The sequence below is a fragment of the Micromonospora sp. NPDC049559 genome, from assembly GCF_040676675.1.
Taxonomy (GTDB): Bacteria; Actinomycetota; Actinomycetes; order Mycobacteriales; family Micromonosporaceae; genus JBFAPK01.
The window spans coordinates 187,385-199,192 of the sequence record NZ_JBFAPK010000001.1 but is presented as its reverse complement, the minus strand read 5'-3'; the positions used below and the strand labels follow the sequence as shown (position 1 = coordinate 199,192).

The 11,808-nt window shown below is 67.6% G+C and carries 12 protein-coding genes and 1 tRNA gene; 3 read left to right on the top strand and 10 right to left on the bottom strand.

The window, feature by feature from the left end:
* Positions 1–239: 239 nt before the first annotated feature.
* The gene (locus AB0J86_RS00885) at positions 240–1,067 is read left to right on the top strand and encodes an FkbM family methyltransferase (RefSeq protein ID WP_363850427.1); all 828 of its coding nucleotides are present in this window, start codon (positions 240–242) and stop codon (positions 1,065–1,067) included.
* A gap of 72 nt (positions 1,068–1,139) precedes the next feature.
* On the opposite strand, the gene AB0J86_RS00880 is transcribed toward AB0J86_RS00885, so the two are convergent.
* Positions 1,140–2,360, bottom strand: coding sequence for a hypothetical protein (locus tag AB0J86_RS00880; protein ID WP_363850424.1), 1,221 nt, complete (start codon positions 2,358–2,360; stop codon positions 1,140–1,142).
* Positions 2,361–2,604: 244 nt separating this feature from the next.
* Here AB0J86_RS00880 and AB0J86_RS00875 point away from each other — a divergent pair.
* A tRNA-Lys gene (locus tag AB0J86_RS00875) sits at positions 2,605–2,677 on the top strand.
* A 158-nt stretch (positions 2,678–2,835) separates the two neighbouring features.
* Here AB0J86_RS00875 and AB0J86_RS00870 read toward each other — a convergent pair.
* Positions 2,836–3,270, bottom strand: coding sequence for an NUDIX domain-containing protein (locus AB0J86_RS00870; protein WP_363850422.1), 435 nt, complete (start codon positions 3,268–3,270; stop codon positions 2,836–2,838).
* A gap of 259 nt (positions 3,271–3,529) precedes the next feature.
* On the bottom strand, positions 3,530–4,492 hold the full coding sequence (locus AB0J86_RS00865; RefSeq protein WP_363850419.1) for an aminoglycoside phosphotransferase family protein: 963 nt from the start codon (positions 4,490–4,492) through the stop codon (positions 3,530–3,532).
* A gap of 285 nt (positions 4,493–4,777) precedes the next feature.
* On the opposite strand from AB0J86_RS00865, the gene AB0J86_RS00860 reads away from it, so the two are divergent.
* On the top strand, positions 4,778–5,218 hold the full coding sequence (locus AB0J86_RS00860; RefSeq protein ID WP_363851567.1) for an NUDIX domain-containing protein: 441 nt from the start codon (positions 4,778–4,780) through the stop codon (positions 5,216–5,218).
* Between the two features lies 1 nt (position 5,219).
* Here AB0J86_RS00860 and AB0J86_RS00855 read toward each other — a convergent pair whose 3' ends face one another.
* The 7 genes from AB0J86_RS00855 to AB0J86_RS00825 all read right to left on the bottom strand — a co-directional run bounded on the left by AB0J86_RS00855 (position 5,220) and on the right by AB0J86_RS00825 (position 11,776).
* Complete coding sequence (locus AB0J86_RS00855; RefSeq protein WP_363850417.1) at positions 5,220–5,798, bottom strand: histidine phosphatase family protein; 579 nt, start codon at positions 5,796–5,798, stop codon at positions 5,220–5,222.
* A complete protein-coding gene (locus AB0J86_RS00850; RefSeq protein ID WP_363850414.1) occupies positions 5,795–6,541 on the bottom strand; it encodes an SDR family oxidoreductase in 747 nt (248 codons plus the stop codon). The genes AB0J86_RS00855 and AB0J86_RS00850 overlap by 4 nt, the downstream gene beginning before the upstream one ends.
* Positions 6,531–7,670, bottom strand: coding sequence for a hypothetical protein (locus AB0J86_RS00845; protein ID WP_363850411.1), 1,140 nt, complete (start codon positions 7,668–7,670; stop codon positions 6,531–6,533). Before AB0J86_RS00845 ends, AB0J86_RS00850 begins: the two co-directional genes overlap by 11 nt.
* Positions 7,667–8,764 carry a glycosyltransferase family 9 protein gene (locus AB0J86_RS00840; RefSeq protein ID WP_363850408.1) on the bottom strand — a complete coding sequence of 366 codons (1,098 nt, stop codon included), beginning with the start codon at positions 8,762–8,764 and terminating at the stop codon, positions 7,667–7,669. The genes AB0J86_RS00845 and AB0J86_RS00840 overlap by 4 nt, the downstream gene beginning before the upstream one ends.
* Positions 8,743–9,276, bottom strand: a complete 534-nt coding sequence (locus AB0J86_RS00835) for a phosphoribosyltransferase (RefSeq protein ID WP_363850405.1) — start codon at positions 9,274–9,276, stop codon at positions 8,743–8,745. Before AB0J86_RS00835 ends, AB0J86_RS00840 begins: the two co-directional genes overlap by 22 nt.
* A gap of 38 nt (positions 9,277–9,314) precedes the next feature.
* Positions 9,315–11,075: a hypothetical protein gene (locus AB0J86_RS00830; protein WP_363850402.1), complete on the bottom strand. Its 1,761-nt coding sequence runs from the start codon at positions 11,073–11,075 to the stop codon at positions 9,315–9,317.
* A 128-nt stretch (positions 11,076–11,203) separates the two neighbouring features.
* Entirely contained in the window at positions 11,204–11,776 is a 573-nt protein-coding gene (locus tag AB0J86_RS00825) for a DUF4254 domain-containing protein (RefSeq protein WP_363850400.1), read from the bottom strand.
* Between the last annotated feature and the right edge of the window lie 32 nt (positions 11,777–11,808).

Genomic DNA, 11,808 nt, shown 5'->3' with positions numbered 1-11,808 from the left:
GGGCGCTCCACCTGCGGGTGGGGCGCCCCGCCGTCGTATCCCGCCTCTGCCGTCGGTTACCCGCCCCGGCCGTTTCGTCCCGGGCCCGCGCCTGCCGTCGCCGTCCCGGGGGAGCGCGCCTCGGTGCAATTACCTATTTCCATGCTGGAAAGTGAGATATCGCCGAAACGGTCGTCGCTTCCGCCCGCCTGACTCGTTCCGAGAGATGGTGCGGCGAAGCAGGCGAAGGGAAGACCGGCATGGCGAAGCTCCGCTCCGTACTGCGGCGTGCGTTCCACAAGTCCGGCGGACAGCGCGTCCGCATCGCGGCCCGGCGTACCGCGCTGCGGGCCCGGGCCGGGGCGTTCCGCAACGAGATCGGGGTGTTGATGCACGCCGACCCGGCCGACTCGCGCGGGGTGCTGCTCGCGGTCTACCGCGGCAACCTCGACCGCAGCGCGGTGGCGACCTGGCGCCGGCTGGTCGGCGAGCTGCGGCCCACGGTCGCGCTCGACGTGGGTGCCAACTACGGCGAGGTGGCGTTCTCCACCCGGTACGACGGGCTGCGCGAGCTGCACCTGGTCGAGCCGAACCCGGCGGTGCTGGTCAGGTTGCGGGCCACGGTCGAACGGGCGGCGGCCGACTACCCGCGGATCGTGCTGCACGCCGGTGCCGCCAGCGACGCGCCGGGTACGGCCCGGCTCAACTTCCACGAACACTCCGGCACCGCCTCGCTGCGGGTACCGGGCGAGCACGGGGTGGCCGTGGAGTGCTTCCGGCTCGACGAGCGGATACGACTCCACGACGGCGAATCGCTGCTGTTCAAAATCGACGTGGAGGGGCACGAGCGGGCGGCCCTGGAGGGGATGGCCGGCCTGCTGCACGGCCGCCGGACGGCCGGCATCTGCGAGGTGATGCACGCCGACGACGAGCTGCTCAAGTACCTCGGTGCCGGGTTCGCGGTCTCGGTCCTGCGTGCCGGACGGGAGCACCGGGTCGACACCCCGCAACTGCGCGACATCATCGCCGAGGCCCGCGAGGCGGGCTGGGGCGACCTCAGCAAGGACGTCGTACTCCGGTCTCGGTGACGGCCGTGCGCACGCCGAGCGGGGGTGGGCCGGCGCACCGACCCACCCCCGCCGTGCGGTACCGGAGCCGGCTCAGCCGGTGACGATGGCCGCGCCGTAGAAGTTCAGCGATCCGACGTAGCCGGAGCCGCCGAGCAGCGGTGCGTAGAAGACGATGGTGGAGCCGACCGGCGAGACGCCGGGGCAGGAGACGTTGGAGGTACCGGCGGAGACGGTGCCGCGCGCGTCGACCCGCCCGTCGGCCCGGTACGAGTAGACCGGACCGCCGCTGTCGCCGGGCGCGACGGCGCAGGTGCCGTTGAGCTGGACGCCGTACGTCATCGGGCCGATGACGTAGCCGACGTTGACGTACTGGTTGACGGCCTGGACCTGGATGTTGCAGTGCTCACCGCTGGAGGCCCCACCGGTGCAGATGATGTTGCCGACGAAGTCGGAGACGGCTCCGCCGACCCCGACGCTGGTCGAGGCGTTGTACGCCCCGGTGTAGATCCGACCCGAGGTGGAGGCGTTGATCATCAGGGTGTCGCGGGAGTCGTTGTCGTTGATGATCGGGCCCGCCGTGCCCCAGCCCGGTACCGTGGCGTTCTGGCCGTTGGAGCCGCAGTGACCCGCGCTGATGATCCTGTTCGCGCCGGCCCAGGAGACGGCGAAGCCGGTGCTGCAGCCACCGACGGGGGTGTTGTAGCGGGCCCCGCCCCAGAAGGGCGTGGTGTCGGCCTGCCGGCCGAGCATCAGCTCGACCCGGTCACCGACCGTGTAGTCGACCGGCAGTCTCGCGCCGCCGGCCACCGTGGCGCGGGCGCTCGACTCCGAACCGCGAACGAGCGTCACGCTGACGCCGCTACCGTCCGCCTTCGGGCCGGCCGAGGCGACGCCGGGCAGCGCGGCGAGCCGGGCGGCCTCCGCGCCCATCTCGCGCATGCTGAACTTCGCCGGCTTGAACGTGACCGGTACGCCGGTGGTGGCGGCGAGACCGGTCAGCACGGCGGGAACGGCTCCCTTCCAGTAGACCCGAAGCTCGCGGTTCTCCGGAGCGGCGACGATGCCGGCCAGGCCGGCACCGGCGTTCGCCGAGATCTTCTCCGCTGCGGCGTTCAGCCTCTCCTGGGCGGCGAACAGGTCGGTCCAGGTGCGATAGTCACCGGGCACCGCTCCGGCCGGTTCCGTCGCCGGTGAGATCGGCTTGGCGGACGCCGCGGTCGTGCCGGCGACGAGCAGGGCGACGGCGGCCACGGCGACGAACGCCCGACGGGCGATCCTCCGTCGAACAGTGGGCAGGGTTGACCGGGTCAAGTTGACCTCCTGGAATACATGCAAGGGTCTCGATACCCGAGCTGTATTCAGAGTGTTACTTATTGATCTCTCTCCGTAATCGGGTTGGCCAATGTATGACTCACCGCTTGTGACCATGCTGGTCGATGGGCGACGCTTGCAGCTTGCCTCATCGTCGCTGTCCGTAAAGTGATCGACTCGCTAAGTTACCGGACTTAACCCGGCGCTGGAACCGCCCACGGTCCGGTAGCCTGTACGACTAGCGGGGCTGTTAGCTCAATGGGCAGAGCAGCGGACTTTTAATCCGCGGGTTCTGGGTTCGAGTCCCAGGCGGCCCACCGATGATCACGGCTCTGGCCTGGGGCTGCACCCCGGAGTCGGAGCCATTCTCGTGTTCACGGCCGGGCCGGGTGCTCGCCGGGTGCTCGGGAGCGGTTGGACCGCTTGCCCGCCCTGGGGACAGGCAGCCGTCCCCGTGGACCGGAGCCGGATCTGGTTAGTCGAAGAGTCGGCCCAGCAGTGCACCCTGACCGGACTGCAGGATATGTGCCGCTTCCAGCGGCACCCAGAAGCACTCGAAGCGGGTAGGCTCCTGCTCGCCATCGTGATCTTCCTGGCTCGGCCACCGTTCAGGGGTCGGCTCGGTGGGTTCGAGGTGGAAGACGTGACGTCTTTGGATCTCGAACCGGTGCGGGCTGATGTCGTACTCGACCTCGCCCAGCTTGCGGACGAGCTTGAAGTGTTTGAGCCCGGTTTCCTCGCGGGCCTCGCGCAGCGCCGCGTCTTCCGGGGTTTCGCCAACGCGGACGCTGCCCGCCGGCACCTGGATGCCCACTTCTTCGTAGCTGTAGTCGACGTGCCGGAAGACGAGCAGGCGCCCGTCCCGCACGATGTAGCAGAGCGCTTTGTCCTTGATGGTTTTCTCGGGCATGACGTCCTTCCGTCGTTGTCAGATGCCCCGGCCTCGGGTCAGCCCCGGCGGCGAACGGTGTGCTCCCGTTGCCGGCGTGTGGTGAGTTTCTGATCCTGGAGGCGCTCGCCGAGGGTCCGGTCGTCGGCGATGCCCACCATGCTGTCGTCGTAGGGCACGGGTCAGTAGGTACCCGGATGCCCCTCCCATGCCGTACCTCGTGGAGTTGGCGAAGGCCAGGGTTGCGGCCCGGCTGCGGATGGTCCCAGAGCGGATCTTGCTATCGGAGCTGGATATAGGGGTTGGCGGTGCTGAAGAGGAGCTCGACGCGTTCGTGTTGGGCGGTGAACTCTTCGACGCGGCGTTCACGCTGCTTCCACAGGATGGCGAGCCATCGCAGGGCGCACGTGCGCTGCGCTGCGGTGAACCGGGGATGATTGGTGTGGTCGACACCGAGTTCGGGGAGCAGGCCCGTCCAGATGGTGTCCGGGATGCTTCGGCTGCTGATGTGTTCGATGAGGTCAGCGGCGTCGAAGGCGACGTCGCTGTATCCCGAAAACTCGAAGTCGACGCATGCGCTGGCCCCGCCGTCGGTACGTAACCAGTTGAGGAGATTGGAGTCGCCGCGGGAGAAGACCGGTGCGGCAGGCTCGGACAGAAGATCGCCGTCGCCGCTTCTCCGCCAGGCGGTGAGTAGGTGCTGCATGATGGGGGTCAGCCGGTCGTTGCCGTGGGCGGCGAGTAGTTCGGGCCAGGGGCCCCTCAAACGATGGATGTAGTGATCGGCGGAGTCGATGCGCGGCAGGTCGGCGAGCAGGCCAGCCAGTGGGACGGCTTGAATTCGGGCGGTGGTGTAGGCCAGGCCCTGAAGCGCGGTTCGTCGGTCAGCGGCATCGCAGAGGGGCTCGCCGTGCAGCGGGGTCATCCCGAGGGCTGGCAGGTTCGGGTCCGGATCAATCCACAGCGGGACGGGCACGTCGCGGACCCGGTGGGTGGCGAGCAGAGACAGGGCCGCCCACTCCCGGTCGACGCGGCGGCGGTCATCGGCTTTGTGATAGAGCTTCACGACCACTTCGGGGCCGCCATGCGGTGTCCATAGATAGACGTGGTTCTGTCGTCCACCGGAGAGCGGGCGTAGGGATAGTGTGAGCAGCGCACCGTCGAGGCCGGCAGAAGGGCCGCTATGGGCGCGGCGGAGCGCGGCCAGTAGCTCGACGGGAACCTTGGTGACCGGGGCAGGCATAGGACCACAACTTACCAACAGATGGATGCTACTTCGGTGACGACGCAATGGGTGAGAAACGAAGACCGGGACAGTGACGGGACCTTGTAATGCAAGCCTATAAGCGAGCGGTGGTCAGGAGTTCTTTTCTGCGGGGTCGTGCTTCGCCCCTACAAGTTGGCATCTACACGGCAGGTAACGCGACACGCGGGCATCGTGGCGGCCAATGTAGTTTGTCGTTGTGTGCAGGTGCTGCGACCGGGTAGGTTCAGTACGAGTCCTGCTGTACGCGGATAGGGGCAAATGGTGCGTCGAATCGTACGTAGATCAGTGCGGGCGATCCTTCTGGACGATGATGATCGCCTAGTATTGATCAAGCGAACCAAGCCTGGTCAGGTGCCATATTGGACCACGCCGGGTGGGGGTCTGGAGTCAACGGATGCCTCATTGGAGGCAGGGTTGCGCCGCGAGTTGCACGAGGAGTTGGGCGCGGAAGCCGACCGATTTGCTCAGGTATTCCTGATCACCGCGCCAGATGGTGAGGGAGTTTCCGTACAGCATTTCTTCGCGTGTCGGCTAACTCGACTGAGGGAAGACGCGCGTACCGGGCAGGAGTTTACTGATCCGTCTCGTGGAGGCTACGAGATCGACCGGGTAGCGATCGACAAGCTGCCCGCTGTGGATCTCAGGCCAGATGTGCTTAAGGAGTTCATCACCCGCAACGAAGAGGCTCTGCTTTCGGCGTGAGTTATAAGGGCCAGATCGCAGCTGGGCCAAGGCTGAAATTTCTTGCTGTTCGAAATGTTCCTTGAGGGCTGCGGGCGTCGGTGGCGCTCGCAGCCACCGCACCGATGAAGACGCGATGAGACACGATGAGCGTCAGGCTGTGCGGGCCGGTCTGGTCCTGGCTGAGCGATGCTGCTGATCTTGCGCGCCGTTGGAGTGCGGCCAGGCTCTCTCCGCCCGGTAGAGCTGACTCTGGGTGGCGGAAGCGCTCGTCGCGCCATGCCTGGTACTCCCTCGGATAGTCGTCCTGGCCGATGCCGAGTACGCAGTCGGGCGCACGCCATTCGGCGTAGAGCGGATCCGGTGGCGCGAGCGTTGCGCCGAGGATCTCGGCGAGGATCGCGGCGCTGGTGGTGGCGCGGGGGAGAGGGCTGGTCAGGATCAGGTCCGGCCTGATGTTCCGGTCGCGCAGGTCGCGGGCTGCGGTGGCGATCTCGGCGACTCCGCGCAGCGTCAAGGGCGTCTCCGGCCGGGCGTGGGCGTGCGGCCGACAGAGGCCGTCGAGGCTGGTGCCGTGGCGGATCCAGAGGACGCGGTTCATGTCAGGTGCCAGCCGCCGTCGACGTTGAGCGCTTGCCCGGTGATGAAACCGGCCGCAGACGAGAGCAGGAACGCGACAGCAGCGGCCACGTCTGCCGGTTGGCCACGCCGCTTGACGCACTGCCGGTCGAGTTGCCGCTGCACCATGCTGGCGTGGTGCTCCACGACCGCGTGCTCGGCGGGAACCTCGATGGAGCCTGGGCGTACGGTGTTGACGGTGATGTTGTGCGGCCCGAGTTCGCGGGCGAGGGCGCGGACGAGCCCCTCCAGGCCGTTCTTGGCCGCGATGTAACCGGCGAGATCGACGCGACCGAGCTGGGTCAGGATAGAGGAGACCGCGACGATCCGACCACGGCCCTTCGCGACCAGGGCGGGCGTGACAGCCCGGATGCACGCGGCGTGGGTGACCAGGTTGAGTTCGAGCTGGTCGCGCAGCGCGTCGAGGTCCAGTTGGCGCCACGGGATCCGCGGGTACGCACCGGCATTGCTGACCAGGGCCGCGACTCGGCCGGCGTTGGCGTCGACCGTGGATTGGAACGCTTTCTGCGTCTCGGGCAGTGTCAGGTCGCCTGTGATCGTGCTGGTACGTGCGCCGCTGCGATGGGCCGACTCGATGACGGTGGCAAGGTCGTCGTCGTTCTGCCGGTGGGTCAGGATGAGGTCGAAGTCGGGGGCGAGGCGGGCCGCGATGTCGGCTCCGATGCCGCTGCCAGCGCCGGTCACGATCGCGACGTCACGGTTCATGGGTCTGCTCCGATGGTGCGGGGCTGGTGAGGCCCAGAAGATGATCCAGTTCGACTTCGGGTGAGTAGAGTTCGGCGAGCAGGCCGAGCGACAGCGCGGCGTCTGCGGGATCCATCTGGTGCAGTGGGTAGACGGCCAGCAGGCGCATGGCGAGGTACGGCCGCAGCCACGTGAGCAGGTCGGTGCCGGCGGTGGCCGCGAGTGGTCGGGCGAGTTGATCGAGGTACCGGGCGATTGTGTGCCGGCGGGCCGCCGACGGCCGATGCTGGTAGTCGATCGCGATCGTTCGGGCCGACAGGGTTGCCAGGCGGACCCGCGGTTTGACGGCTTCGGCCAGTGCCGTTCGGTGGTCGGTGAAGGCGTTGGGGTTGTAGCGCGGTACGAGCCATGCGCCGTGCAGTCGTTGGTACCAGAGGAAGCAGGCGATTTCGCCGGGTAGGGCGTTGAGTCCGCCGGTGTCGTAGTCGAACCAGATTGGCTGCTGATCCTGGTCGAGCCCGATGTTGAAGTCGGTGGGATCGCCCTGTGTCGTTGCTGCCCAGACCCGTTGGTCCGGGTGTAGGGCGGTGCGGAGGCCGGCGGTGAGCGCGTGGAAGTCGAGCCGTCGAGGGTGACCGTTGACGACGAGCGTCGTCTCGCGCAGGTCGCTGCACCGCATCTCGGCGCCGTCGGGTGTTTTCAGCAGGACGGGGTTGCCGCCGTAGTACTGGTCGAGCCGACCGCCCGGTCGGAGCCGGTCTCGATAGAGCTTTCCGACCGTTTGCGAGGCGGGCAGGTGGCGCACCGTCGAGCCGATGACGTGCCGGTAGCGCTCAAGGATGCGGTCGAGTCCGTGGTCGAGGCTGGCGAGCGCGCCGCCCTCGGCGGTCGTGATGGCATCGAGGAGCAGGCCGCTGTCGGGCTGGTCAGGGCCGTGCCGTTCGTACACGGTTACTGCCCAACGACCGACGTGGCGGTATGCGTGCAGGGCCGGCAGGGGGTAGTGGTCGTGTATTCGCCGGTATCCGGCGACCTCGGCAGCGGCCTCTTCGCGGTCTGGGTTGATCTTGACGAACAGGCGCCGTGCGCGGACGTCGAGGTGGAGGGTGTGGTTGGCGGTGAACCGCCGATAGCGGCTGACACGGATCATGAGTCCCACCAGCCTGCGCACCGGCCAGCGAAGTCGGCGACCAGCTCGGCCGGTATCGTGCGCAGGTCGCTGGCGGTGGACCAGACGGTGTCGTCGTAGCCGTCGCGAACCGGGCATGCGTCCGCGACCGACATGAGCTGCGAGAACGGCGTCGCTACCGCATGATGGCGTGGGGAGCCAGTGATCCACTTGGCGTGGCCGTGCCGTCCGTACAGGCCAACCACGGTAGGTCCGGTGCTGTCCGGTCGTGTGGTCAGGGCGGCGAGGTGGGTCAGCCCGGTGTCGTTGCCGACGACCAGTTCGGCGCGGGCGAACAGGTCGAGGCAGTCCACGGCCGGTGGCCCCTGGATCACCTCAATCTGTGAGATCGATGCCGGTGCCGGCTGGTCTGGTGCGGTGATCAAGCTGAAGCGCCACGGGGCGTCGGGCTGGCGGACGGCGAGGCGGGCCGCGACGGCATCGAACTTGTCGATGCCGTAGTCCTTGCGGTCCGGCCGGCTCGTCGTGGACACGAACAACACGTGGTACGGCGCCGGTGTGGTCACGGTGGAGCGGAATCGCGGGCAGGGGTCGGTATCGGCGGGTAGCCGTACTCCGAGGGACTGTTCGACGTCGAGGTAGTAGCGCATCGGCAGTGAGGCGTGGACCTGGACCACTTCGGCGTCGACGAGGTCGAGCCTCGCCGGGGGGTTCTCCGGGATGGCGTCGAACCTGATGAGGGCCGGGCCGTCGGTGGTGATCGAGTGTGGGCCGTTTGCGGGCGTGGCGTCGAGCGGCAGGGTGCAGCGGACGAGCAGGTCCGCGCGGGGGCCGACGTAGGCGAGGTGAGAGAACTGGTCGCGGCTTGCCTCGTGGAGCGCTTGGGCCATGGCGAGCCCCAGCAGCACATCGCCGAGCCCGCGAGTGCCGAGGTCGATTTGCCAGCCGTTCTCACGCACAGTGCCGAGCGCCCTTTGCGGCGGCGGCCGCTCTCCGTTTGATCGCCGGTAGGGCAGGAGCCGACCAAGCGGTGCCTGCTCGCGCCGGACGAACGTCTGCCCGCCGTGCCTGCAGATCGGGCGGTCGGTGGGGATCAGAGCGTGGTCAGTACGCACAGTGGCACCTCGTACTGTTCGAGCAGCTCGCGCCCGCCTCCCACGGTGTCCTCGACGAGGCAGAGCACGCCGGTGATCTCGGCTCCGGCGTCGCGGAGCGCGGTGACGAGGTTGATGAGGGTGAGCCCGGTTGTGATTTCGTCGTCGACGATGAGGATGCGCTGTCCGGTGAAGCGGCCGTAGGCGAATACCTCCAATCGCCGGGCGTGGGGTTCATGGAAGACCAGCTTTTCGGGCAGGTCGAGGTTGACCTTCCAGGCAATGCGGTAGCGGCTCTCGCTCGCCCAGGCCACCGCGAGAGTAGGGATGATGCCGCCCGCGTCCAGTCCCAGCAGGAGGTCGTGGGGCCGGTAGGCCGGATGCGCGCGCCAGCGTTGCCAGAGGTGGTGACCGGCAGCCAGGACCTGTTTCGGTGCCGTATCGGCACGGACGCCGTCGAGTTCGTGGACGATCCTGACCGGTCGGATCGTGTCTCCGACTCCGAGCCGGGCTACTCGATCGGCGCTGAGCATCTCAGTTGACGTGGTCGGCATTGGCGTTGGTGGCCCTTTCATGATCGGGTTGATGTTGGGAGGACGGCGCTGTGGCTGAGCGCCTCGTCGTAGGCCAGCAGGACTCCCGCGGCGAGGCGGATCCGCCGTGCGAGTTGGATGTCCGACCGCCAGCTGTGGTGGCTTACCTCGGCGAGGATGGGCAGGTCGACGCCGGCGGCGGGATGTCGACTGCCGAAGATCTGGTGGACATCGTCACTGGCGTCCACGTTGATTCCGTCCGACCGAAGCATGATTTTCATAACCAGGACGACGTGCTTGTAGATCGCCCTGACGTCGGCAATCTGGTCGGCGGCCAAACGCCGCAGTGTCATGAGGACGAGCGGCAGCTCGGCGCGGGAGGCTCGGTCGACGGCGTCCTGGTCAAGAACCTGGAGTACGAGACCGGCTCGGCGGTAGAGCAGGCCTCGGCCGTGGTGGGCGATCTGCCGCAGCGCGTAGAGCAGCCGCGGCGGCAGCCGGCCAGTTCGCGCCTCGTTGGTGGTGAACGCGGATAGCGCGATCTTCTCCCCACCCGGGCCGCTGGTCGGGATGCCTAGCTCGGTGAGCCAGCGTAGGGGGAGCGAGTCACGTACGACGAGGAGGTCCAGGTCGCTCCACCCGGCTTGCCAGTTCCCGTAGGCCAGGCTCCCGGTTACCGCGACCAGGGCCGTCTCCTTGTCGACCAGCTTGGCGGTGTAGTCGGCGAGGACGGGTTGCAGGGCCGCTGGTATTCGGGTGTCGTGGTGCGGCGGGTACCAGTCTCCGGCGGTGCGATGAATCAGCTCGGCGACGGCGCGTTTCAACGCGAGGAGGCTGCCGGTGTTGTCGATGACCGTGTCCGCGATTGCTGCGATACGTTCGGCGCCTCGGCTTTGTTTAGTGATGTCCCGAGCTGCGATGGACTCGGCCGATTCGGCGGCACGGGCGGTCCGTACAGCTGCTGGTGCATCCAGATAGACGACGTCGCAGCGACCGCCCCAGATCTGCCGCAGATGTGCCGTCGCCTCGAACCGGTGCGCGCTTTCGATGCTGATCCGCCGCGAGCCGGGGTTGAGCGCGGCGAAGCGGAGGATCTCCTCGGACAACATCTGTGCCTCGGTCGACTCGTCCCACGCCTGGTACGGGTCCGCCACGCCCATCCGGTCGGCCGCGAGACGCAGCAGGTATCCGATCTTCAATCGGCTCACACCGTGTTCGGTGCGAAGCAACTCGCCGACGGTGCTCTTCCCGCTCTCGGACATGCCGCCGAGGACCCAGAGCCGTTCGACGTGGTCCGGAGGCAAGAGGTTGACAGGCACCCCGAGTTCGGCGATGGTCTCGCGGACGTCTCGCTGGACGTCGAGTAGCGGCCTATCCCCGCGCACGACCACCTTGTGGTAGTCCCCACGCCGTACCTGAAGCTCGATTGCCTCGGCCAGCTGCCGTTGGTATACGGCGTACTGACCCGAGACGGGCATTCGGTCACGCGCCAATGCCCGACTTGCCTCGGCCGAAGGCTCGACGGCATGGCGCAGCAGGATGTGGAGTTCGCGCCGGCCGGCAGTGAGGTAACGGTGCGCCCGGTCTTCCACCTCGACAACGGCCTCGTCGATCGGAGTTCCGTCCTTCACCGCAGCTGTCGCCGCACACGTGGCGATGAGCATCGGCCAACCCCGATCCTCAATCGCTAGGCCGCCGCCGGCCAGACGCCGAGCGGCGTGGGAGGTGAAGACGAGTTCCACGTGCTCGGCCGTAGAGCTGTCAACGAACCACCACTGGCTGAAGTCGTCCTTGGACACATCCGCCCACCGCCGGTCCCACCGATCGATAGTCCCGGTCAACACGGCGTTTGGCATCCCAGCCGCCAGCCACCGTGCGTTCGTGGATTTCCCGACGTTGTCTGACCCGTTCAGGGTCACCGCGAAACTCATGGGCGGTCGCCGTAGCTCTTGAGGGCCCGCCAACGAGGAACCCGTCGGCGGCCCTGGGCCACGTCCAAAACAAGATCATCGTAGGCGCGGGCCAGCTCCCGGAACTGCCGTGACGCCAAAGCGGCCTGACCACCGTTGCACCGCTGTCGGTCCCCGCCGGTCAGTCGGTGACGGCGCACCCAGGCGATGGCCAGCCGGTCGACAACCGAGCCGATTGTCTCCGTGTGCAGCGGCCCCGCCTCGGTATCGCCGATCGCCCCGTCGACCCACGTGTCGATCTCCGCGACCAGATCCACCCGGATGCGGTTCAGCAGATCGATGCGCCGCTTCGCGGCTGCGACCGCATGGTCGTCCGCGGTCGGATCACGAGAAATCATCTCGGCCGACCACTGCTCATCGTGGTGACCGGCGAGTTTGCGGGCCGCGCGCAGCGGTACGCGCCACGCCGGCGCCAGGCACGCAGCACTGCTGTCGAACGAGCCGATGATCAACATTGCGGCTGGGAAAATGTGCTGCCTGCCGTGCTGGTCCCGCTCGTCGGTCAACGCGACCGCCGCGTCGAGGGGCATGTCGGAGCCTCCAAGAGCCTCGCTTGTGGGAT